Annotated in this window: 19 protein-coding genes and 1 pseudogene; 11 read left to right on the forward strand and 9 right to left on the reverse strand. The window is 72.1% G+C overall.

What is annotated here, in order from left to right:
* Positions 1-121: 121 nt before the first annotated feature.
* Positions 122-928, reverse strand: a complete 807-nt coding sequence (locus tag ACGF5G_RS16595) for a DUF2249 domain-containing protein (protein WP_393263491.1) — start codon at positions 926-928, stop codon at positions 122-124.
* 129 nt (positions 929-1,057) lie between these two features.
* Here ACGF5G_RS16595 and ACGF5G_RS16600 point away from each other — a divergent pair, with 129 nt between their 5' ends.
* From ACGF5G_RS16600 to ACGF5G_RS16610, 3 genes are all read left to right on the forward strand, one after another.
* Entirely contained in the window at positions 1,058-2,233 is a 1,176-nt protein-coding gene (locus ACGF5G_RS16600) for a hypothetical protein (RefSeq protein ID WP_393263493.1), read from the forward strand.
* Positions 2,234-2,301: 68 nt separating this feature from the next.
* On the forward strand, positions 2,302-3,459 hold the full coding sequence (locus ACGF5G_RS16605) for a hypothetical protein (RefSeq protein WP_393263495.1): 1,158 nt from the start codon (positions 2,302-2,304) through the stop codon (positions 3,457-3,459).
* A gap of 2 nt (positions 3,460-3,461) precedes the next feature.
* Positions 3,462-4,829, forward strand: a complete 1,368-nt coding sequence (locus ACGF5G_RS16610) for a multicopper oxidase domain-containing protein (protein WP_393263497.1) — start codon at positions 3,462-3,464, stop codon at positions 4,827-4,829.
* 195 nt (positions 4,830-5,024) lie between these two features.
* On the opposite strand, the gene ACGF5G_RS16615 is transcribed toward ACGF5G_RS16610, so the two are convergent.
* From ACGF5G_RS16615 to ACGF5G_RS16645, 7 genes are all read right to left on the reverse strand, one after another.
* Entirely contained in the window at positions 5,025-6,200 is a 1,176-nt protein-coding gene (locus ACGF5G_RS16615; RefSeq protein WP_393263499.1) for an RNA-guided endonuclease InsQ/TnpB family protein, read from the reverse strand.
* Between the two features lie 312 nt (positions 6,201-6,512).
* On the reverse strand, positions 6,513-7,511 hold the full coding sequence (locus tag ACGF5G_RS16620; protein WP_393263501.1) for an IS481 family transposase: 999 nt from the start codon (positions 7,509-7,511) through the stop codon (positions 6,513-6,515).
* A 489-nt stretch (positions 7,512-8,000) separates the two neighbouring features.
* Positions 8,001-8,309 (reverse strand): YciI family protein, encoded by a 309-nt coding sequence (locus ACGF5G_RS16625; RefSeq protein ID WP_393263502.1) that lies wholly within the window; start codon positions 8,307-8,309, stop codon positions 8,001-8,003.
* A 146-nt stretch (positions 8,310-8,455) separates the two neighbouring features.
* Positions 8,456-9,700, reverse strand: a complete 1,245-nt coding sequence (locus tag ACGF5G_RS16630) for a nitrate/nitrite transporter (protein ID WP_393263504.1) — start codon at positions 9,698-9,700, stop codon at positions 8,456-8,458.
* Positions 9,697-9,918: a hypothetical protein gene (locus ACGF5G_RS16635; RefSeq protein WP_393263506.1), complete on the reverse strand. Its 222-nt coding sequence runs from the start codon at positions 9,916-9,918 to the stop codon at positions 9,697-9,699. The genes ACGF5G_RS16630 and ACGF5G_RS16635 overlap by 4 nt, the downstream gene beginning before the upstream one ends.
* Positions 9,915-10,154, reverse strand: coding sequence for a DUF6457 domain-containing protein (locus ACGF5G_RS16640; protein WP_393263508.1), 240 nt, complete (start codon positions 10,152-10,154; stop codon positions 9,915-9,917). The genes ACGF5G_RS16635 and ACGF5G_RS16640 overlap by 4 nt, the downstream gene beginning before the upstream one ends.
* A 17-nt stretch (positions 10,155-10,171) precedes the next feature.
* Positions 10,172-10,417 carry a MoaD/ThiS family protein gene (locus ACGF5G_RS16645; RefSeq protein ID WP_393263509.1) on the reverse strand — a complete coding sequence of 82 codons (246 nt, stop codon included), beginning with the start codon at positions 10,415-10,417 and terminating at the stop codon, positions 10,172-10,174.
* A 513-nt stretch (positions 10,418-10,930) separates the two neighbouring features.
* Here ACGF5G_RS16645 and ACGF5G_RS16650 point away from each other — a divergent pair.
* The 7 genes and pseudogenes from ACGF5G_RS16650 (at position 10,931) to ACGF5G_RS16680 (ending at position 20,677) form a co-directional block, all read left to right on the forward strand.
* Positions 10,931-12,085, forward strand: a complete 1,155-nt coding sequence (locus ACGF5G_RS16650) for a TIGR04053 family radical SAM/SPASM domain-containing protein (protein WP_393263511.1) — start codon at positions 10,931-10,933, stop codon at positions 12,083-12,085.
* A 151-nt stretch (positions 12,086-12,236) separates the two neighbouring features.
* Positions 12,237-12,932, forward strand: a pseudogene (locus ACGF5G_RS16655) (helix-turn-helix transcriptional regulator); the annotation flags it as partial.
* A 552-nt stretch (positions 12,933-13,484) separates the two neighbouring features.
* The gene (locus ACGF5G_RS16660; protein WP_393263512.1) at positions 13,485-17,183 is read left to right on the forward strand and encodes a nitrate reductase subunit alpha; all 3,699 of its coding nucleotides are present in this window, start codon (positions 13,485-13,487) and stop codon (positions 17,181-17,183) included.
* Complete coding sequence (gene narH, locus ACGF5G_RS16665; RefSeq protein WP_393263513.1) at positions 17,183-18,814, forward strand: nitrate reductase subunit beta; 1,632 nt, start codon at positions 17,183-17,185, stop codon at positions 18,812-18,814. The genes ACGF5G_RS16660 and narH overlap by 1 nt, the downstream gene beginning before the upstream one ends.
* Positions 18,811-19,506 (forward strand): nitrate reductase molybdenum cofactor assembly chaperone, encoded by a 696-nt coding sequence (gene narJ / locus ACGF5G_RS16670; protein WP_393263514.1) that lies wholly within the window; start codon positions 18,811-18,813, stop codon positions 19,504-19,506. Before narH ends, narJ begins: the two co-directional genes overlap by 4 nt.
* Positions 19,503-20,252, forward strand: a complete 750-nt coding sequence (gene narI, locus ACGF5G_RS16675; RefSeq protein ID WP_393263516.1) for a respiratory nitrate reductase subunit gamma — start codon at positions 19,503-19,505, stop codon at positions 20,250-20,252. The genes narJ and narI overlap by 4 nt, the downstream gene beginning before the upstream one ends.
* A 77-nt stretch (positions 20,253-20,329) precedes the next feature.
* Positions 20,330-20,677: a carboxymuconolactone decarboxylase family protein gene (locus tag ACGF5G_RS16680; RefSeq protein ID WP_393263518.1), complete on the forward strand. Its 348-nt coding sequence runs from the start codon at positions 20,330-20,332 to the stop codon at positions 20,675-20,677.
* Here ACGF5G_RS16680 and ACGF5G_RS16685 read toward each other — a convergent pair.
* Positions 20,577-20,843, reverse strand: a complete 267-nt coding sequence (locus tag ACGF5G_RS16685; protein WP_393263520.1) for a GNAT family N-acetyltransferase — start codon at positions 20,841-20,843, stop codon at positions 20,577-20,579. The genes ACGF5G_RS16680 and ACGF5G_RS16685 overlap by 101 nt on opposite strands.
* A gap of 59 nt (positions 20,844-20,902) precedes the next feature.
* On the opposite strand from ACGF5G_RS16685, the gene ACGF5G_RS16690 reads away from it, so the two are divergent.
* Positions 20,903-21,856, forward strand: a complete 954-nt coding sequence (locus tag ACGF5G_RS16690; protein ID WP_393263522.1) for a hypothetical protein — start codon at positions 20,903-20,905, stop codon at positions 21,854-21,856.
* Positions 21,857-21,879: the final 23 nt, after the last annotated feature.

A 21,879-nucleotide genomic window follows, 5' to 3' on the forward strand; every position in this document is an offset into this window, starting at 1 on the left:
ATCTCCTCCAGGCGCGGTTCGATCGTCCACCCGGCGCGGCACGGCCAGCCAGGCCGAAAGACCCGCCGGCGCCGGGACGGTGGTCACACCGCCCGGCGTCCCGCAATCGTCGTCGTGCCGGTCAGCGGGGTGCGAGCGTCCGGCTCAGCCGGATCTGCCACACCTGCGGGCCCTCCTGCAGCCACTCGGTCGTCACTGCGCCGCCGTAGCGTTGGTCGATCTCGGCGAGCAGCGGCCGGGGCGCGTGCGGCGCGACCAGGACCAGCGCGTCACCCGCCCGCAGCCGGTCCAGGGCGGCGAGCGCGGTGGCGTGCCGCTGTCCGTGCGGCAGGTCCCGGACGTCCAGCCGGGGGTCGATGCTCAGCACCGGCGCCGCGCCTGCGCCGGCCGGGGCGTCCCCGCCGCAGCCACAGGAGCCGCCGCCGCACCCGCCCCCGGCGGCCGGCGTCGCCTCGCCCAGCAGGTCGTGCATGCCGGCGAGCAACCCCGCGAGCGAGACGTCCGCGGCTCCGACCAGTAGCGGTACGACCAGGTGGTTCTCCTTGTCGAGGTGCACCGCGAACAGCGCGGCGAGGGCGCTGGCGGCCGCTGCCGCGGGTACCGCGCGGGTGAGGCCGGCCAGCTCGGAGACGAGCCCGACGATGGCCTTGTGCTCACCGAGCATGCCGTCGACGAGCAGCTTCCCCTCGGCGAGTGCCGCCGCGGCGGGGTATAGGGCGGCCTCCTCTGCGTGCGCGTGCGGCAGCAGCTCGGCGTGCAGCCACCGGACGAGTTCGTCGCGAGCACGCATCGCCTCCGCGTCGTCGCCGCGGCCGGCTGCCTCCACCAGGTGGTTGGTCAGCGTGTCGAGTGTGGTGGCGAGTGCGGCGTGGTGCCGTACGACCGCCTCGGCCGCCTGGCGGTCCGCGGTCGCTTCCGACTGTGACATGGCGCCCTCCCGGGTTTTGATGCCGTTTGACGTTGTAACGTTAACCATCGTGAAAACCCGTGGAGAAGGGCCGGTTGGGGAGACGATCGGCACTCCCCGCCGTCGGGCCCTCGGCACCCAGAGCCAGGGGTGGCGATCCGCAACCTGGTGCGGCTCTCCCTGCCACCGGCTCCGGTCATGACCACGCCCCGGCCGATACCCGTCGCCTGGCGGTTGCCAGCCCTCGCCGCTGGCGGGGTCGCCCTGCTCACCGGCCTGTACGCGGCCCTGCTGCTGCTCGGCACCCGGGTGCCCGCGCCCCCGGGACAGCTGGCAGAGGTGCACGGGCCGCTGATGGTCCTCGGCTTCGTCGGGACCCTGATCGCCCTGGAGCGGGCGGTGGCACTGGGCGACCGCTGGGCCCTGCTCGCGCCGGCCTGCTCCGGCGGCGGCGCCCTGCTGCTGGTGCTCACCGGGCCGAGCCTCACCGCCCGCCTGTTGCTGATGGTCGCCTCGGTCCTCCTGCTCGGCGTCTACCGGCAGATCTGGCGGCGTCAGCCGGGCGTCGCGCTGCTCGCCCAGGCTGCCGGCGCGCTGGCCTGGTACGCCGCCACACTGCTCTGGCTCGCCGGACTCACCGTGGCCGAGATCGTGCCGTGGCTGGCCACGTTCGTGGTGGCCACGATCGCGGGGGAACGCTTCGAACTGGCGCGTGTGGCGCTGCCCCCACGCGCCGGTCGGTGGTTCCTCGGCGCCCTGTCGGCACTGATGGCCGGCGTGACCGCCACCGCCGTCTGGCCCGGCATCGGCCCGTACCTGTTCGGCGCGGGACTGCTCGCCGTGGTGGCCTGGCTCGCCGCCTTCGACGTCGCCCGCCGCACCGTCCGGAGCCGGGGTCTGCCCCGGTACGTGGCGCTGGGCCTGCTCGCCGGCTACGCCTGGCTGGGACTGGCCGGCCTGCTCTGGGCCGGGGCGGGCGCCAGCGCTGACGGCCCCCGCTACGACGCCACCCTGCACGCCGTCTTCCTGGGGTTCACCATGTCGATGATCTTCGTGCACGCCCCGGTGATCCTGCCGGCCGTGCTGCGCCGGCCCCTGCCGTACCAGCGCCTGCTGTACGCGCCGTTGGCGCTGCTGCACGCCTCCCTCCTGGTGCGGGTCGTCATCGGTGACGCCCTGCGGGTGCAGCCGGTGTGGCGTGGGGCCGGCGTGGCCAACGTCCTCGCGGTCCTCGCCTTCGTCGGCCTCGCGGTGGTGTCTTCGCTGCGACCGCCCCGAAACCGGGACGCGTCGCCGACCCGACCCGTTCCGATGGCGGTGAGGTGATGGCCCTGACGGACCGGGCGGCCACGCCTGGGTCGACGGGGACCGGTCGGGCCGGCTGGCACCGGCGCGTGACCGCGCTACCGATGGCGTACCTGGCCGGGCTGGTCGTCCTCGCCTTCAGTCACCCGTTCCTGCCCTCCTGGCGTTGGCTGGCGATCCACCTTCTCCTGCTCGGGGCGGTGACCAACGCGATCGTGGTGTGGGGCGCCCACTTCACCGTCGCCGTGCTGCGCGCCCCGGCACCGCCGAACCGCCGCGGGGAGACGGCCCGTCTCGCCGTACTCAATGTCGGCGTGCTGGCGGTGCTGTTCGGCGCCCTGGTTGGCCGGCCGTGGGCCGGAGTCGCCGGCGCGGCCCTCGTCTTCACCGCGATCGCCGCCCACGCCCACTGGCTGGCCGGCCGCCTGCGCGCCGCACTGCCCGGCCGGTTCACGGTCACCGTCCACTACTACCTCGCGGCGACCCTCGCCATCGGCGTCGGTATCCCGGTCGGAGCCTGGATGCTGGTGGTGGACGACGCGACCCGTCCCCGGCTGACGCTCTTCCACGCCCACGTCAACCTGCTCGGCTGGGTCACCCTCACCGTCCTCGGCACGCTGCTGACGCTCTGGCCGACGGTGTTGCGCGCCCGGATGGCCGCCGGCGCCGCCCGCGCCGCCACGCTCGCCCTGCCCCTGCTGACCACCGGACTCGTCCTGCTCGGCGTCGGGCTACTCGCCTGGTGGCGTACGGTCATCGGGGGCGGCCTGGTGCTCTTCGTCCTCGGCGCGCTGACCGCGCTGCGCCCCGCCATCACCGCCGCCCGCGCCCGGCCACCCGCCTCCTTCGCCACCTGGTCGATCGCGGCGGCCGCCGGCTGGCTGCTCGTCGCGCTCGCCGTCGACACCGCGACCCTGCTCGCCAGCACCGGGCCGGAGGCGGCGGCGGGCCGTTTCGGGATCGTGCTCGTCCCGTTGCTGGCCGGCTTCGTCGCGCAGGTCCTCATCGGGTCGTTGAGCTACCTGCTGCCGGTGGTCCTCGGCGGCGGACCGGGGCCAGCGCGGCGCCGCATCGCCATCCTCGACCGCAACTGGCCACAACGGGTGGCGATGGCGAACGCGGCCCTCGTGGTGTTCGCCCTGCCGAGTCCCCCGTTCGTTCGCATCACCACCTCACTGTTGATCCTCGCCGCGCTGGTGCAGTTCCTCGTGCCGGCCGTGCGGGTCCTACTCGCCGCGCGGAGGTAACCGTGTCCGGGCCCGACCCCACCACGCCGATCCGCCCCCTCGGTGGCGTCGCCGTAGGCCTCACCCTCGTCCTGATCGCCGTCCTGGTCGGCGTCGCCGGCCAGCGGCTCTCCACCGCACCGTCCGGTGCCGGCACGGCCGCGAACGGATCCGTGCCGGCCTCCGGGCGCACCACCACCGTCTCCGTGGTCGCGCAGGGGATGCGGTTCCAACCGGACCGGATCACCGTTCCACGCGGCGACCGCCTGGTCATCGAGGTGACCAACCGTGACGACCGCCGCCACGACCTCGTCCTGGCCACCGGCCAACGGACCGCCGCCATCGGCCGTCAGGCGACCGCGCGGCTGGACGCCGGCGTGATCGGCGGACCGGTGGCGGGTTGGTGCTCCCTGCCCGGGCACCGCCAGGCCGGCATGACGCTGACGATCACGACCACCGACGCGCCGGCCGGCACCGGCCACGAGAGCGGGCACACCACGCCCGGCGCGGAGGTACCGCGCGTCGACGCCATGGCCGCCCCCGCGGCGACCTTCACCGCCCGGGACGCCGCCGCGCCGGCCACGCCGCCCGGTCGCCTGCACAAGCGGGAACTGCGGGTGCGCGAGGTGGAGCGCGAGGTCGCCCCGGGCGTACGGCAGAAGCTCTGGACGTTCGACGGCACGGTCCCCGGGCCGGTGCTGCGCGGCAAGGTCGGCGACACCTTCGAGATCACCCTGATCAATGACGGCACGGTCGACCACGGGATCGACTTCCACGCCGGTGCGGTCGCCCCGGACGAGGTGATGCGCCCGATCGACCCCGGGCAGCGGTTGACCTACCGGTTCACCGCCACCCGGGCCGGCATCTGGATGTACCACTGCTCGACCATGCCGATGCTGCACCACATCGGCAACGGCATGTACGGCGCGGTGATCATCGACCCGCCCGACCTGCCCAAGGTCGACCGGGAATACGTCCTCGTCCAGTCCGAGCTGTACCTCGGCGGCGACGGCGAGCCCGGCGACCTGGCGAAGATGCAGGCGGAGCGGCCCGATGCCGTCGTCTTCAACGGCTACGTCGCCCAGTACGCCCACCGGCCGCTACCCGCGCGGGCCGGCGAGCGCGTCCGCGTCTGGCTGCTCGACGCCGGCCCCAACCGGGACAGCTCCTTCCACGTCGTCGGCGCCCAGTTCGACACCGTCTATCGAGAGGGGCGCTGGGAGAGCCGGCCGGCCGACCCCGGCGGGGCTCAGGTGCTCTCGTTGACTCCGGCCGCCGGCGGCTTCGTCGAGATGGTCTTCCCCGAGCCCGGGCACTACCCGTTCGTCAGCCACGCCATGGTCGACGCGGAACGCGGTGCCCGGGGCGTCTTCGAGGTGACGCCCTCCTGACAGCCACCTGACGACCCTCGTCACCGCCGTGGCCTCCGACCTGGTCGCGCTTCCCGGCGTCGTCTCGACACCGCCGGGCAAGTTGCGGATCATCGGCAGGCACCCTCGAATCAATGGCAGCTGACGAGCACGGCGGCCACCTGCACATCGAGTACTACCCCGATCACCCCTACCTAGTGCGGTGTCCACTAACGTTCACCGGGTTTCCGGTGCCCTGTTGTGGATCCTCGCCGTGCGGGCGAGCGACTCCCCACCTGGTGGTGGGGCGGGCCTCCGCGGGCCAACTGATCCTCGCGCCGCCACGGGTGGGCGGCGGGGGTCACGCCGGGACTGGCCGGCACCGGGGAGGTGTCGGCCGGCTCGACGGTGCGTGACCACCTCGGGCAGCACAACGGCTGCGGTGGGGGTGGTGGGTCCGCCGCCCGGGGTGCGGGTGGCGATGATGGCAGCCGCGATCAGGTCGCGGTGCCCAGAAAATGCGCAGTGCGGGCAGGACAGGGTCCGGCCACGCGGTTTCGGTATCCGCCGCAGACAGGCGGGGCAGGTCGACGACGTGCCGCGCTCGTTGACGGGGTGCACGGTGATGCCGGCCTGGGTGGCCTTGTCTTCCAGGACCTGCATCAGGCGGCCGATCTGCCATTGCCGCAGCCGCAGGTTGTGCCGCCGCCCCGCATCGATGTCCAACACACCGCGCGGGTCACCCACCCTGAGCACACCGACCCGCTGCTCCACCGCCCACGACACCACCGTGCGGGCGGCTTCGTGTTGGGCCTGCCGGACCCGCCGCTTGTGCCGGCCCTCCACCAACCTTGCCCGCCGCCGGTGTTTCCGCCACCGCCGTGACCCTCGCTGGCCGGGCTTTGGCGCCCTGCGGGCCACGGCGCGGCGGCGGGTTTTGGTGTCGGCCAGGTGCATGCGGTGCTCGGCGCGGATCGCCCGCCCCGACACCAACAAGCCTTCCCCGTCACGGCTGGCCACCGCGTAGGGGTGGATGATGCCCAGATCCACCCCGGCCACCCTGGCCGGGTCCGGGCCCTCGCCCGGCGGATACACCGCCACCGGCACCTCGGCCGTGACGTCGAGGAACAGCCGGCCGCCCTCGCACAGCAGGGTGACCGACCGGACCTGCTCGACCGGATACGGCACCTCCCGCGCCAACCTGACCCACAACGGCGGCATGCCCTTGGCCACCGGGATACGCACCCGCAGCCCGTCAAGGGTGAACGTGCCGTGATACCAGCGCACCGGCATCAACCCGCGCCGACGACGCGGGAACCGCGCCGACGAGTCACCGTCCTTGCGGGCTTTCGCCGCCGCGAACCAGGCATCGGAGAACCGCCGCAACACCGACCGGGCACCCGTGGTGTCCAACTCACCGAACGTGCCCGGCCCCGACCCCGACAGCTCCCGACACAACGCCTGATAGCCAACCAACGGCGCGTCCTGACGGCGGCGCCGCCACCCGTTCACCTCCAGGACACACGCCCACACGTCACCAGCCGAACGCAGCAGGCCGAAACACCGCCGCCGCTGCCCAACCGTCACCCGCACCGCAACACGAGCCGTGCGATACACCAACCGAGGCGCAGCGGGATCCCGACGACGAGACACAACCACACCCAACACCACCGGTACGACAATTTCCGGCAGCGGCCAACCCGGCGAACGTTAGTGGACACCGCACTAGCTGTACTGCCCAGGGAGGTTGGTCAACCTGGTGATAGGTGGCCGGCCGCTGGTGGCGGTGTGGGGTCGGTGGTGATTGTAGTGATGCAGCCAGGCGGGTAGAGCTGCTCGGTGGGCGTGCTCTGAGCTGTAGAAGCGTCGTATCGCCCAGCCATCGGTCATGGTGCGGTGGAAGCGTTCGACCTTGCCGTTGGTTTGGGGGCGGTAAGGGCGGGTCTTCTTCGGGCGGATGCCGAGTTGGTGGCAGGCGTCGCGCCAGGCGTGTGACTTGTAGGCCGAGCCGTTGTCGGACAGGACGCGTTCGATGGTGACGCCATGGTCGGCGAACCAGGTGACGGCGTTGCGGAGCACGTCGATGGCGGTGTTGGCGGTTTCGTCGTCGCGGATCTCGGCATAGGCGACGCGGGAATGATCGTCGATGACGGTGTGCATGAACGCCGTGCCGATGCGTGGGTCATAGCGGGTGTTGCGGGTGCCGGTGCGTCGGGCGGTGGCTTGGCGGTGGCGCCTGCCCTGGGCTCGGCCGACGTAGCGCCAGCCGCCGCCGTCGGGGATGTTGCCGTACTTCTTGACGTCGACGTGCAGCATCGCGCCGGGCCGGTCGTGTTCGTAGCGGCGGTTCGGCTCGCCGGTGGCGCGGTCGATGTGGGACAGCCGGTTGATCCGGCAACGGGTCAGCACGGCGTGCACGGTCGAGGCTGGCATGCCCAGCAGGCCGGCGATCTGCACGGGACCGAGCCGTTGTTTCCACCGCAGGTGCACGATCTTGCGCACCACCGGCTGGGCAGTCCTTGCAGGGCTGTGGTGCGGACGTGACGACCGGTCAACCATGGCCGTCGGCCCCTGCTCGGCATACCGCACGGCCCACCGCTTCGCCGTCGGCCAGGACACGTCATAGCGCTCGGCTGCCCGGGCGACCGGCCAGCCCTCGTCCACGATCAGACGCGCCAAGCGAAGACGCGCACGAGGGGTCACAGCGGCGTTAGCGTGGGACACGAAGGCCTCCTGTTGCCGGAGCGGTTCCTAGACAGCTCCACTCCACAACCGGAGGCCTTCACCTGCCTACGACATCAGATCGTGTCGTCACACAATCTCGACCAACCTCCCTGGGCAGTACAACTAGCGCCGGCATCAGCCGATCTGATCGTCAACAGCCCGCACGGCGGCATGCCAACGCGGTAGCTCAACAGGCTCGACGAAAGCAGGAGCGTCCACTTCGCCGGTGGCCGGCTGTCCGACTTCGGTTGATGCGTAGAACGCGGGTAAGAGGTACCCGAACCCCAGCCCCCTGGGTGGCGGAGGGGGCTGGACCGTGTGCGTCAGGTGGTGGCCGTGGCGACGGGATCTCGACCAGGCCCGGTCGGTTCTGGCCCGAACGCCACCGCCACCGCTGCCGAGCTGGGGTTGCCTGCGCCGATGCTCACCACCGACACCCCCACCGGACGGCAGCGGCCAGGTCTACGGAGTGTTTCAGAAGTCGCGGCGTCAGCCGCGTACCCGGGAACCGTCGACCCCGAGTATGTCCGCCAGCGCCGGATGAACCCGCCCCGGATCGATCGTCGTGACCGTGTACTTCGCGACCCCCGCCACGACGAACGGGTCCTCCGCCAGAATCCGCTCGACTGCTGCACGATCGACGGCGCAGGCCACGATGGCACCGCCCTCCATCGAGGGCACCGTCTGCCCGGACACCAAGAACGTCCCCTCTTGGTGGTAACGCTCCAGGAAGAGGACATGACCAGCGACGAACGGCTCCGCCTCCTGCTCCGACCCCGTGTACCGCAGGAACAGCAAGTGCAACATCCGATCCCCTCAGCTCTCCCCCAGGCGGACGGCACATCATGGCACCGCTGACCGACACCTGAAACACGGCCCAGGACTGACGGGCGCGGCGGGGGGAGCCCGCCGCGCCCGTCAGGCAGCCGCTCGACCGCGGGACCTCACGCCGCCACCGGTTGCCGACCGGGCCTGCGGGCGAAGCCGCCCATCCGTACCGCGGTGAACACCGCTGCGGCCAGCGCCACGTCCGACAGCAGCATCAACCCGATCGAGTACGAGCCCTGTGCGCCGTACACCCAGCCCATGACGAGGGGCGGCACGAAGCCACCGAGGCCGCCCGCCGCGCCGACCAGCCCGGTGACCGCGCCGACCTGCTCGGCCGGGGCGACCTTGCCGACCAGCGCGAAGACGGCTCCGCTGGCGGCACCGAGCAGGATCGCCATGCCGAGGAGGGCCACCGTGGCAACCGGCATCAGCGGCGGTTCGAAGGCCTGGACGACGGCCAGGGCGGCCACCAGGGCGAAGCACCACACCAGCACCGGCACGGGGTGCAGACGGTCGGACAGCCAGCCGCCGACGGGGCGGGCGGCCACGGCCAGCACCACGAAGCCGGCGGTGCGCAGCGCCCCGTCGGCGGCGCTCAGTTCGTACGTGGTGCCCAGGTAGGCGGGTAGGTAGACGCTGAAGGCGACGAAGCCGCCGAAGCCGACCGCGTACAGGAAGCACAGTTGCCAGGTCACGGTGAGCCGCCCGACGTCGGCCAGTCGCCGCCAGGGGGAACCGGTGGGCCGGGTGCGGCCGGGGGCGTCCCGCAGCAGCAGGAACGCCAGCACCGCGTACCCGGCGAGGATCGCGGCGACGAGCAGGAACGGAGCCCGTTCGCCGTAGGCGTCGGCCAGCCGGACGGTGGTGAAGTTCGCGATCGCCGTGCCACCCATGCCCACGCCGAACACGCCGATGGCGAAGCCCCGCCGCGCCGGCGGGTACCAGCCGGAGACGTGCGGGACGCCGACGGCGAACGCGGTGCCGCCGATGCCGAGGAAGAAGCCGGTCAGGATCAGCGCCGCGTAGGAGTTGACCACGGTGAGCGTCAGCACCGGGACGATCGTCGCCACGGTGACCAGGGGAAACACCAGGCGCGCGCCGTACCGGTCGGTGAGTGCCCCGACCGGGATGCGGCCGAGCGAACCGACGACCACCGGCACGGCGACGAGCAGCGACTGGGCGGCGAAGCTCAGGCCGAGCCGCTCCTTGATTCCCGGGCCCAGCGGCCCGAGCAGCGCCCACGCCCAGAAGTTGACCAGAAATCCGAGGGTGGCGACGGCGAGTTGAAGGGGCGCGCCGCTGGTTCTGGCCGGCTGCGTCCGGTTGCCCGCCGCCGGGTGTCTTTCTCCGGTCATGGTCATCGCTTTTCTCCGTCGAGATTGTCGAGGTGTGCCCCAAGCCAAAGCGGATCAGCATGATCCGCTTCCTGGTTCTGAGCCTGTTGCAGCCGAACGGGACGAGTCAGGGTCGGAAGTCCCAACTCCGCGGCGCCCGGTGTCGGGAGCGCGTGCGCCAGCGGGCGCGCCGCCGCCCAGTCGGTCGGCCGGGAGGTGTGCGGATGCCCCGCAACGATGGTCACGTGGCCTCCTCAGGTACGAGGGCGGTCAGGGCGACACGTGCCACGTCGAGGTCGGCCCGCCGCCCGACGGCCACCCCGACGAGATACGCCGCGAGCGGGCCTGCCGGACGGCAGACACCGTGTGCCACCGTCCGCACCAGGTCGAGCAGTGCGCGGGTGTCGTCGCTCGACGGCGTCGGCAGGTCGAGCGCCGCCGCGGCGCCGGGGAGCCAGTCGTCCAGCCGTGGGTCGGCCATGATGTCTCCTTCGTGGTTCAGCCGCCGGCGAACGGCGGTAGCACGTCGACCGTGGCGGCCGGAGGTAGGAGCTGGTGTTCGTCGCGCCACTGGGTGCCGTCGACCAGGAAGCTGCACGCCCGCAGGGCGTTCCGTAGCTCCGGTCCGTGCCGAACGCCGATCCGGTCGAGCAGTTCGGCCAGCGTGCCGGCCTGCTGGTCCTCCTCGGGCACTCCGGCGGCGGCCCGGGTGCCGCCGAAGTACCGGACCCGTACGGTGGTCATCGGCCCGTCCGGGCCCGGCCCCGGTGCCGTGGCCGAGATGGTCCGTCCCAGCCGGTCCGGGTGGGCGTGCGGCCACCCACGGCCAGCAGTGCCCGCTCCGCCTCCTCGGTCGCTCGCGACATACGCCTCATGCCTCCGATCGGTCGCTGTGGCGTCCACGGTCGGACCGGTCACGGCACACGAACCGGAGGGACGTCCCGGCAATCCTGCCGACCCGATATCTCGCCGGACCGGGGCCGAAGGTCCCGAGATCACCGGGCAGTTACGCCCGTGGTCGAGACGACCGGGCTACGCGGCGGCCGCAGGTGGGAATGGGGCGGTTCGGCGGCTGAGGACGAGCGTCCTCGGCCGTGCCGTCACGGCCGAGACGTCCGTGGCATTCCCGGGTCGAGCGGCCCATCGGCGGGGGTCTCCGGTCCCTGGTGTGCGCCGTTTCCGCCGGGCACCGTGCACGCCGTGACAGGGGCTACCACATCGGCATCAGGCGGCGGGCCGCACCGGGCGGGAGCGTCGGTGCGGACACCACGACATGACGTACGGGAGCGCCCGTTCATCGTCATCTGGGAGGCCACCCAGGCCTGCCCGCTGGCCTGCCGGCACTGCCGCGCGTCGGCCCGGCCGCTGCGCGACCCGGCCGAGCTCGACACCGACGAGGCGACGACGCTCATGGCACAGGTCGCGGCCTTCGGCCGCCCCGCGCCGCTGTTCGTGATCACCGGTGGCGACCCGTTCCAGCGGCCGGACCTGGAGACGCTGGTCCGCCGGGGGGACGAGCTGGGCCTGCCGGTGTCGGTGTCGCCGTCGGGCACCCCGACGCTCACCCGGGACGCCCTGGCCGGCATCCGGAACGCCGGCGCCCGGGCCATCTCGCTGAGCCTGGACGCGGCCACCGCCGCCGGACACGACGGGTTCCGGGGCGTGCCGGGAGTCTGGGAGCTCACCGGCCGGGCCTGGCAGGAGGCGCGGGACCTGGGACTCAAGGTCCAGATCAACACGACGGTCACCCGGGACACGGTGCGCGACCTGCCGGCGATCGCGGCCCAGGTGCACGATCGGGGCGTCTCGCTGTGGAGCGTCTTCTTCCTCGTGCCGACCGGTCGTGGACGGGCGCTGGCGAGCCTGGACGCGGCGGAGACCGAGGACGTGCTGCACGTGCTCTACGACCTCGGGGAAACCGTGCCGGTGAAGACCACCGAGGCGCACCACTTCCGCCGGGTCTGCCTGCAACGCGACGCGCTGGCGCGCCGCGGGGAGGACCCGGTGACGGCGTTCGGGTTGGGGCCGCTGTACCGGGAACTGCGCGCGCGCCTGGACGAGCACGGCCTGACCGGTCGCGCCGATCGGGTGCGACGGGCGCCACTACGGGTCAGCGCGGGCAATGGCTTCGTCTTCGTCTCGCACCGCGGGGACGTCCACCCGAGCGGGTTCCTGCCGCTGCCCGCGGGCAACGTTCGGCGGCTGTCGCTGGTAGACATCTACCGCGACTCCGAGCTGTTCACCGGCCTGCGGGATCCGGGGCGGCTGCGGGGACGCTGCGGCGCCTGCGAGTTCCGCGCGGTGTGCGGGGGATCTCGGGCCCGGGCGTACGCGGTCACCGGGGACCTGTGGGCGCAGGACCCGTCCTGCGGCTACCGGCCCGGCTCGTTTCCCTGGCCAGCGGAGAAGTGACCCGTTGTCGTCCCTCCCCCGCGGATCCATCTGTATCGGCCTCGTCAGACCCGTCCCGCCGGGACCAGGGTCCCGGTCGTTGTCGGGAATGTGAGCGGCAGAACATGACTCCCGGGTTTTTACGGCTGGCGACGTTGTAACGTTATCCAGCGTGGAAACCACGCGGACAGGGCCGATCGGGGAAGTGATCGACACGGGCCGGCACCGGGCGCTGGGCACCGCGAGCCGGGCCTCGATCCTGGAGATCATCAAGGCGTCCGGGGGCGGCATGACCATCGCGGAGGTGGGAGAGCGGACCGGGCTGCACCCGTCGACCGCCCGCGCCCACCTCGACCGGCTGGTCGACGCGGGCCTGCTGGTCAAGGCCCGGGCCAGCGGCGGTCAGCCGGGCAGGCCGGCCTGGCGCTACCGGACCGTCGCAGCCGAGGCTCCTGCGCCCGCGCCGTACCGGGCCCTGGCCGTCGCTCTGCTCGACCATCTGTCTCGGCGTAACCGGGGCGACGTGCGGGCCGAAGCCGCCCGGGCCGGGCAGGACTGGGGCCGGCAACTGGCCGCCGTCACCCCGCCCGGTGACGACCCGACCGACGTTCTCCTCGCCGTGCTGCGCGGCCTCGGCTTCAGCCCCCGCCTGCACCACACCGGCGACGGACGGACGGAGATCCACCTGCACACCTGCCCCTTCCTGGAGCTGGTCAACCGCAACCCGGACGCGATCTGCAACCTCCACGTCGGCGTGGTGCAGGGTGCCCTGGAGCAGGCCGGGGCCCCGTCCGCCAGCGCAGCCCTCGAGCCGTTCGGCGCGCCGGACGCCTGCGTGGTGCGCCTGGTCGTGCCCACGGCCGACACCGCCGGCCGGCGCCGGTCGGCGTCCCGACGAGCGCCAGCTCCACCCAGCCGTGCTGGCGGACCCCGGCCCTCGCCGCCGGCGGCTGCGCCCTGCTGACCGGCCGGTAGGGGCGAGGCGGAGCCTGCCCCGCTCGCCCGCTCGTGAGCGGGCTCTTCCCGAGTCACCGCCAGCCCGTGCCGTGACCACGGCCTCGCGGCAGTTCAGCCGCCGTCACCCTGCCACCTCATGACTGTCTCCGTGGACGTGCTGGACGACCTGTGTGCCGACGTGACCCCGCTCCGCAGGGTTCGCGATCCGGCACCGGATCGCTGGCCGATGAGCCCCGGACTGCTCCCATGACGTGCTCGTACGGCGTGGGATCGCGCAAAAGGGCAGCTACCGGACGTTGCCACCGCCGTTCCCGCGACATCAGGACTTTGGTCCTTCCGGCTCAGGACCGCTGCCTCCCGATCCGAAGGTATTCGCACTGGAGGCTGGGCTGGTGCGGCGCGGCAGCGCGGCACCGACGCGCCACGGGCCGTCGCCTCACTCGACGCCGAAGGAGTGACCACCGTGTCACCACACCGCTCGCCGGACGCCGCCCAGCCTCCCGCGACGGACCAGGTTCCCGGCGTGGCGCCGTTGCTGGCCGCTCGCCGCTTCCTGACCGGGACGACGACCGGCGACCATGGTCGGACCCTGCACCAGGTCGAGGAGAACGGCTGGGAGTCGTTCTACCGCGACCGCTGGCGCTACGACCGCGTCGTCCGCTCCACCCACGGCGTCAACTGCACCGGCTCGTGCTCCTGGAACGTCTTCGTCAAGGACGGACTGATCACCTGGGAGCACCAGGCCACCGACTACCCGACAACGGGTGCGGACTCGCCGGACTACGAGCCGCGCGGCTGCCCCCGGGGCGCCTCCTTCTCCTGGTACGAGTACTCCCCGTCGCGGGTACGCCACCCGTATGTGCGCGGGGTCCTTGCCGAGATGTTCCGCGAGGCGTACCAGCGCCTCGGCGACCCCGTGTCAGCCTGGGCCGAGATCGTGGGGAACCCGCTGAAGGCACGGGCCTACAAGAGCCAGCGCGGGCGCGGCGGCTTCGTCCGTGCCAGCTGGGACGAGGCGATCACCATGATGGCCGCCGCGCACGTCTACACCACCAAGACGTACGGGCCGGACCGGGTCGTGGGTTTCTCGCCGATTCCGGCGATGTCGATGGCGTCGTTCGCCGCCGGCACCCGCTACCACGCGCTGCTCGGCGGCACGCTGCTCAGCTTCTACGACTGGTACGCCGACCTGCCGGTCGCCTCGCCCCAGATCTGGGGTGACCAGACCGACGTGCCGGAGGCGGGCGACTGGTGGAACGCCACGTACCTGATGATGTGGGGCTCCAACATCCCGGTGACCCGCACCCCGGACGCGCACTTCCTGGCCGAGGCCCGCTACAAGGGGACCAAGGTGGTCGCGGTCAGCCCGGACTACGCCGACAACGTCAAGTTCGCCGACGACTGGCTCGCCCCGCACCCCGGCACCGACGGCGCCCTCGCCATGGCGATGGGCCACGTCGTCCTCGCCGAGTTCTTCCGCGACCGGCAGGTGCCGTACTTCACCGACTACGTGCGCAGGTACACCGACCTGCCGTTCCTGGTCACGCTCCGGCAGCGCGCGGGCGGCGGGTGGACGCCCGACCGGTTCCTCACCGCGGCCGACCTCGGCGACGACGGTGGCGAGCACAAGACGGTGCTGATCGACGAGCGTACGGGCGAACCGGTTGTGCCGAACGGCTCGCTCGGCTTCCGCTACGGCGCCCACGACGCCGGCCGGTGGAACCTGGACCTCGGCGATGTCGTGCCCGCCCTCGGCCTGCTCGGCCGTACCGACGACGCCGTGGAGGTCGACCTGGCCCGCTTCGACGTCGGCGACACCGAAGGCGGCACCACGATGCGCCGCGGCGTGCCGGTGACCCGGGTGGGCGACCACCTCGTCACCACCGTGTTCGACCTGCTGATGGCCGAGTACGGGGTGCGCCGCGGCGACCTGCCGGGTGACTGGCCGACCGGGTACGACGACGTGGACTCCCCGAACACCCCGGCCTGGCAGGAGCAGATCACCGGCGTGCCGGCTGCGCTCGCCGCCCGGATCGCCCGCGAGTTCGCCCGCAACGCCGAGCGCAGCCGGGGCCGCTCGATGATCGTCATCGGCGCCGGCGCGAACCAGTGGTTCCACTCCGACATGACGTACCGGGCCTTCATCGCGCTCGTCACGCTGACCGGCTGCCAGGGCGTCAACGGGGGTGGCTGGGCGCACTACGTCGGCCAGGAGAAGGCCAGGCCGCTGACCGGCCAGCAGCACATGTCGTTCGCCTTCGACTGGCAGCGCCCGATGCGCCACCAGGCCGCCACCCCGTTCTGGTACCTGCACACCGACCAGTGGCGCTACGAGCGGGTGCCCGCCGACGAGCTGTCGTCACCGCTGGGTACCGGCCGGTTCGCCGGGATGTCGTTCGCGGACACGGTCGCGGCCGCCCAGCGGATGGGCTGGAGCCCCGGCCACCCGGCCTTCAACCGCAACCCGCTGGACCTCACCGACGAGGCGGCCGCCACGGGCCGCACCGTGCAGCAGTACGTGGTGGACGAGCTGAGGGCCGGCCGGCTCAAGGCGGTGGCCGAGGACCCCGACGACCCGACGAACTTCCCCCGGTGCCTGACCCTGTGGCGGGCCAACCTGCTGGGCTCCTCGGGCAAGGGCAACGAGTACTTCATGCGGCACCTGCTCGGCGTGGACTCCCTCGCGAGCGCGGAGGAGTGCGCCCCCGGCCAGCGGCCCCGCGACGTGGTCTGGCGCGACGAGGCGCCGACCGGGAAGCTGGACCTGCTCACGGCGATCGACTTCCGGATGACCAACACCGGCCTGCACGCCGACGTGGTCCTGCCGGCCGCCACCTGGTACGAGAAGCACGACATCTCGACCACCGACATGCACCCGTTCGTGCACGCGTTCAGCCCGGCCGTCGAGCCGCCGGCGGACGCGCACACCGACTACGACACCTTCCTCGCCCTCGCCGACCGGTTCAGCGAACTCGCCAGCGTTCACCTGGGTGTGCGCCGGGACGTCCTCGCGGTGCCCTTGCAGCACGACACCCCGGACGAGCTGGCCACCCCCGGCGGCCGGGTACGCGACTGGAAGGCGGGCGACTGCGAGCCCGTACCCGGTGTCACGATGCCGAAGCTGTTCGAGATCGAACGCGACTACTCGCTGATCGGCGCCAAGATGCGCGCGGTGGGCCCGCTGCTGGACACCCTCGGCACCACCACCAAGGCGATCACGGTCGACGTCACCGCGGAGATCGAATACCTGCGGCACCAGAACGGCGTGGTCCCGGACGGCCCCTTCGCCGGGCGCCCGTCGTTGGCCACCGCCGACCGGATGTGCGAGGCGATCCTCGCGTTGTCCGGCACCACCAACGGCCGGGTCGCCGCGGCCGGCTTCGCCGCCCTGGAGGAGCGTACCGGGCAGCCCTTCGTCGACCTGGTCGCCGGCCACGAGCAGGACCGGATCTCGTACCCGGACACCCAGGACGCGCCGCAGCCGGTCTTCACCAGCCCGGAGTGGTCGGGGTCGGAGAAGGGCGGCCGTCGGTACTCGCCGTTCACCCTCAACGTCGAACGGTCGAAGCCGTGGCACACCCTCACCGGCCGGCAGCACTTCTTCGTCGAGCACGACTGGATCGCCGAGCTCGGTGAGCAGCTACCGGCCTTCCGCCCGCCGCTGAACATGGCGCGCCACTTCGGCAGGCCCGGCGAGCTGGTGGACGGCGGCGTGACGGTGCGGTTCCTGACCCCGCACGCCAAGTGGTCGATCCACTCCATGTACCACGACAACGAGCTGATGCTCGCGCTGTCGCGGGGCGGGCCGGTGATCTGGATGAGCGTCGAGGACGCCGCGAAGATCGGCGTCCGGGACAACGAGTGGGTGGAGGCGCACAACCGCAACGGCATCGTCGTCGCCCGGGCGGTGGTCAGCCACCGCATGCCCGAGGGCACGTCGTTCCAGTACCACTCGCCGGAGCGCACCGTGAACGTGCCGAAGGCCGAGAAGGGCCGCCGCGGCGGCTACCACAACTCGATGACCCGGCTGCTGATCAAGCCCACCCACCTCGCCGGTGGGCACGCCCAGCTCACCTACGCCTTCAACTACTACGGCCCGATCGGCAGCCAGCGCGACGAGATCACCGTGATCCGCCGTCGCAACCAGGAGGTGGAGTACTGATGCGGATTCGTGCGCAGGTCGCCATGGTGATGAACCTCGACAAGTGCATCGGCTGCCACACCTGCTCGGTGACGTGCAAGCAGACCTGGACCAACCGTGAGGGCACCGAGTACGTGTGGTTCAACAACGTCGAGACCAAGCCGGGCATCGGATACCCCAAGCACTACGAGGACCAGGACCGCTGGCACGGCGGGTGGAAGCTCGACGGCAAGGGGCGGCTGACCCTGCGCTCCGGCGGGCGGGTCAAGCGGCTGACGCGGATCTTCGCCAACCCGGACCTGCCGTCGCTCGACGACTACTACGAGCCGGCGACCTTCGACAAGGACATCCTCGTCAGCGCGCCCGCCGGCCTCACCGACACGCCGGTCAAGCGGCCGTACTCCGCCCTGACCGGCGAGCCCATGTCGGTGCAGTGGGGCGCGAACTGGGAGGACAGTCTCGGCGGCGCCCACGAGCGCGCCGACGCCGACCCGAACATCGCGCGTATGCCCGCCGACGCCGCGGCGAAGGTCAGGTTCGAGTTCGAGAAGACCTTCATGTTCCACCTGCCGCGGATCTGCGAGCACTGCCTCAACCCGGCGTGCGTGTCGGCCTGCCCTTCCGGCGCGATGTACAAGCGGGAAGAGGACGGCATCGTGCTGGTCGACCAGGACAAGTGCCGGGGCTGGCGGATGTGCGTGTCGGCGTGCCCGTACAAGAAGGTGTACGTCAACCACGCCACCGGCAAGGCCGAGAAGTGCACGCTGTGCTTTCCACGCATCGAGGCCGGGCAGCCCACCATCTGCTCCGAGACGTGCGTGGGGCGGCTGCGCTACCTCGGCATCGTCTTCTACGACGAGGACGGCGTGCTCGCCGCCGCATCGGTACCGGACGAGCGCGACCTGCTCGATGCCCAGCGCGACGTCTTCCTGGATCCGCACGACCCGGCGGTGCAACAGGCGGCCCGCGACGCTGGCATGCCCGACGAGTGGATCGAGGCGGCGAAGCTGTCGCCGGTGTGGCGGCTGATCAGTGAGTACCGCATCGCGCTGCCGCTGCACCCCGAGTACCGCACGCTGCCGATGGTCTGGTACGTGCCCCCACTGTCGCCGGTGCTCGACGCGGCCGGCGCGGCCGGCCGGGACGACACGGACGCCGACGAGGTGTTCCACACCATCCGGGACCTACGTATCCCGGTGGAGTACCTGGCGGAGCTGTTCACCGCCGGCGACGCCGACGCCACCGCCGGCGTGCTGATGAAGCTGGCCGCCATGCGCTCGTACATGCGCGCCCGCACCCTCGACGGCACCGTCGCCGAGGATCTGTTGGACCGCATCGGGATGACCGCCGGCCAGGTCGAGTCGATGTACCGGCTGCTGGCGATCGCCAAGTACGACGAGCGGTACGTCATCCCGACCGCCTACCGCGCCGACGCCGCCGCCCTCGAGGCGCAGGCCGCGCAGACCGGCTGCTCACTCGACTGCGAGGGCGGACCCGGTATGGGGGGCGAGGCGACGGCCGCAGCGGCCGTGGAGCGCTTCCACCTCGTCGACGGCAGGGACGACGTGCACGTCGGCCGGCGCGGGCTCGTGTCCCGTCGCCGCGACGGGCGGGCCGGGCTGTCCATCAACCCGCTGCGGGGCCAGTCATGACCGCCTCCGCCATCGACACCGTCCGGGTGGCCGCAGCCGATCGGACCCGGCTGTTCCAGCTCACCTCCGTGCTGCTCAACTACCCCGACGCCGAGCTGCTCGCCGCCGGGGACGAGCTGCGCGGCGCGGCCGAGCGGATCGAGCACCCGCGGCTGCGCGGCCAGGTCGAGGAGTTCCTCACCTGGCTGCTGGGCACCGCGCCCATCGACGTGCAGCGGCACTACGTGCAGACCTTCGACCTGCGCCGCCGCTCCGGCCTGTACCTGACGTACTACCTGCACGGCGACACCCGCAAGCGGGGAATGGCGCTGCTCATCCTCCAGCAGCGCTACCGCGCCCACGGGCTGCGGCTGACCGGCGGCGAGCTGCCCGACCTGCTGCCGGTCGTGCTCGAGTTCGCCGCGACCGTCGGCCCGGGTGCGGGGGAAGCCCCGCTGCGCCAGCACCGGCGCGGTATCGAACTGCTGCGCGCCGCGCTGGCCGAGCTCCGCACGCCCTACCACCTCCTCCTCGACGCGATCACCAGCGCCCTGCCCGCGCTGACCGACGCCGACCGGGACGCCATCGCGGCGCTCGCCCTCGACGGCCCGCCCGTCGAGTCCGTCGGCCTGGACGCCCTCGGTCCCGACGAGCTCACCGGCGTCGGCCTCGCCCCCTACCCCACCTGCCGCCCGTCGGAGGCGCCGCGATGAACACCGTCATCTGGATCGTCCTGCCCTACCTGTGCCTGTCGGTGTTCGTCGCCGGCCACGTGTGGCGGTGGCGACACGACCAGTTCGGGTGGACCACCCACACCAGCCAGCTGCTGGAGAACCGGATCCTGCGCCTGGGATCGCCGCTGTTCCACCTCGGCGCGTTCGGCGTCATCGGCGGGCACGCCATGGGGCTGCTGGTGCCGGCCTCCGTCACCGAGGCCGTCGGCATCTCGGAGCACGCCTACCACCTGACCGCCGTCTGGGGCGGCACCATCACCGGCCTCATGCTCGTTGCCGGACTGGCCCTGCTCATCGCCCGTCGCTTCGTCAACGGGCGGATCCGGCGCAAGACCACCCTCATGGACAAGGTGCTCTATGCCGCGCTGGCGGCCATGGTCACGCTCGGCATGACCGCCACGGTCGCCACCAACCTGCTCGGGAGCGGGTACGACTACCGGGAGACGATCGCTGTCTGGTTCCGCAGCGTCTTCTGGTTCGCGCCGCACAGCGACCTCATGGTCGGCGCGCCGCTGGTCTACCAACTGCACGCCATCGGCGGTTTCCTGTTCCTGGCGCTGTGGCCGTTCACCCGGCTCGTTCACGTCTGGTCTGCGCCGCTGGCCTACCTGTGGCGCCCGTACGTCGTCTACCGCGCGCGCCGCGGCCCCGTCCCGGCCGCTCCCGCCTCCCCGGCCGCCGTGCGCGAGGCGACCGCCCGCCGGCCCGGGTCACCGGTTCGGTGAGGGACAGGAACGAACGTCACCCCCGGGTTACAACTAGGGTAGGGCCTGACGAGGTCACGGAGACCGGCGGAGGAGACGTGGTCGACTACCTGCCCACCATCTACAAGCAGTTCCTCGGACGCTTCCCCGAGGTCGCCGAGGCGCAGGGGGTGCTCGCTCGCCTCGTCCGTGAGCGCAGCCCCTTCGACGAGCGGACCGACCGGCTGATCCGACTTGCCATGGCGATCGGAGCCGAGGCCGAGGGGGCGGTGCGCTCCAACGTTCGCAAAGCCGTCGAGCACGGAGCAACGCTCGACGAGGTGCGCGCCGTCGCCCTCGGCGCCATCACCACGTGCGGCTTTCCCACCGCGATCGCCGCCCTCGGCTGGATCGAGGAAGTGGCGGTGGCCGAGAACTTCCCCGACGGCGGCGCAGCCGCCTCGTAGGCCCGGCAACCGGAGTCGGCGGCGAAGCCGCCGTCGCGGCCTCGACCAGCCGCCGGCCGATCCCCTGGTGCCGCCAAGCCGGATCCACTGCGGTATCCAGGAGGACCGAGGGCCGCCCCGCTCCGTCCAGCGTGTCGACCCTGGACGTCCCGGGCCGCGGGACCATCCGACCGGCATCGATCAGATACGATACGTCGGCCGGTCGGTCATGAGGGGGAGTGACGTATGGGTCGTCGACGGAGGATCACCTGGCGGTATCTCGCCGCCGCGCTGCTGGCGCTGACCATGGGAGCGGTCGTCCTGCCGGCGCCCGCACAGGCGGTGGACTACCCCGGCGGACGGCGCATCTACAGCGTCGCGCTCGGGGCCATCCCCGCCGCCGGCGCGCCCGCCACCGCTCCGGTCTGGGTCCGGCTGGCGACCTACTACTTCTTCGGCAACGGCACGGTGACCGAGAGCTTCTGGTACTGGAACCGGTCCACCGTCGTCGGGGCCGCCGGCACGGGCGTCCGGACGACCGGCTGCACCGGCCACGACTGCGAGGTGCGGACGGCCGCCGGGTTCCAGCCCGGTGGCGTCGTGAAGTCCCTGAGCGGCACGTACACCAACTCCGGTGACAGCGTCACCATCACCTGGAGCGGGGGCGTCCAGGAAACCTGGGCGGTCAGCCAGCCCGCCAGCGACCTGGCCCGGCTCGACTTCGTCAGCTCCAACTACGGGGTCACCGCCGGCTGGGGCTTCGGCAGTTCCGCCTCGAACGACGCGTACACGCCGGTCAGCAACATCCCGCTGGCCCAGTACACCGGCCGGTACGCCGGCTACAGCGGAAGCACCGGCGCCGCCGGCCCCAGCGGGATGGACCTCCGGTCGTTCGCCCGATGCAACGGGAACTGCCTGAGCTGGCTCAGCCCCCCGACCACCACCTGTTCGTCCTGCCCGAACGGCGCGACCTCCGCCCCGATCCGCTACTACCTCGCGGGAGCGGGCCGGCGGAACTTCTACGAGCACTGGTGCACCTGCCTGACGTCGAGCACCTGCTACACCGGTGGTTCGCACCGCAAGCCGCAGCTCCAGGTGATCGGCGACAACGGGACGTTCCACGGGTGGGTCGGCGTGGAGGCATCCAACTCCACGGCGAACACCGGCTACTTCGCGGTGCATTACCACGTGAACGTCTGACCGACCGGGGGCACCGCCGGCTC

This window comes from Micromonospora sp. NPDC047730, assembly GCF_043204765.1.
In the GTDB taxonomy this organism is placed as follows: domain Bacteria; phylum Actinomycetota; class Actinomycetes; order Mycobacteriales; family Micromonosporaceae; genus Micromonospora.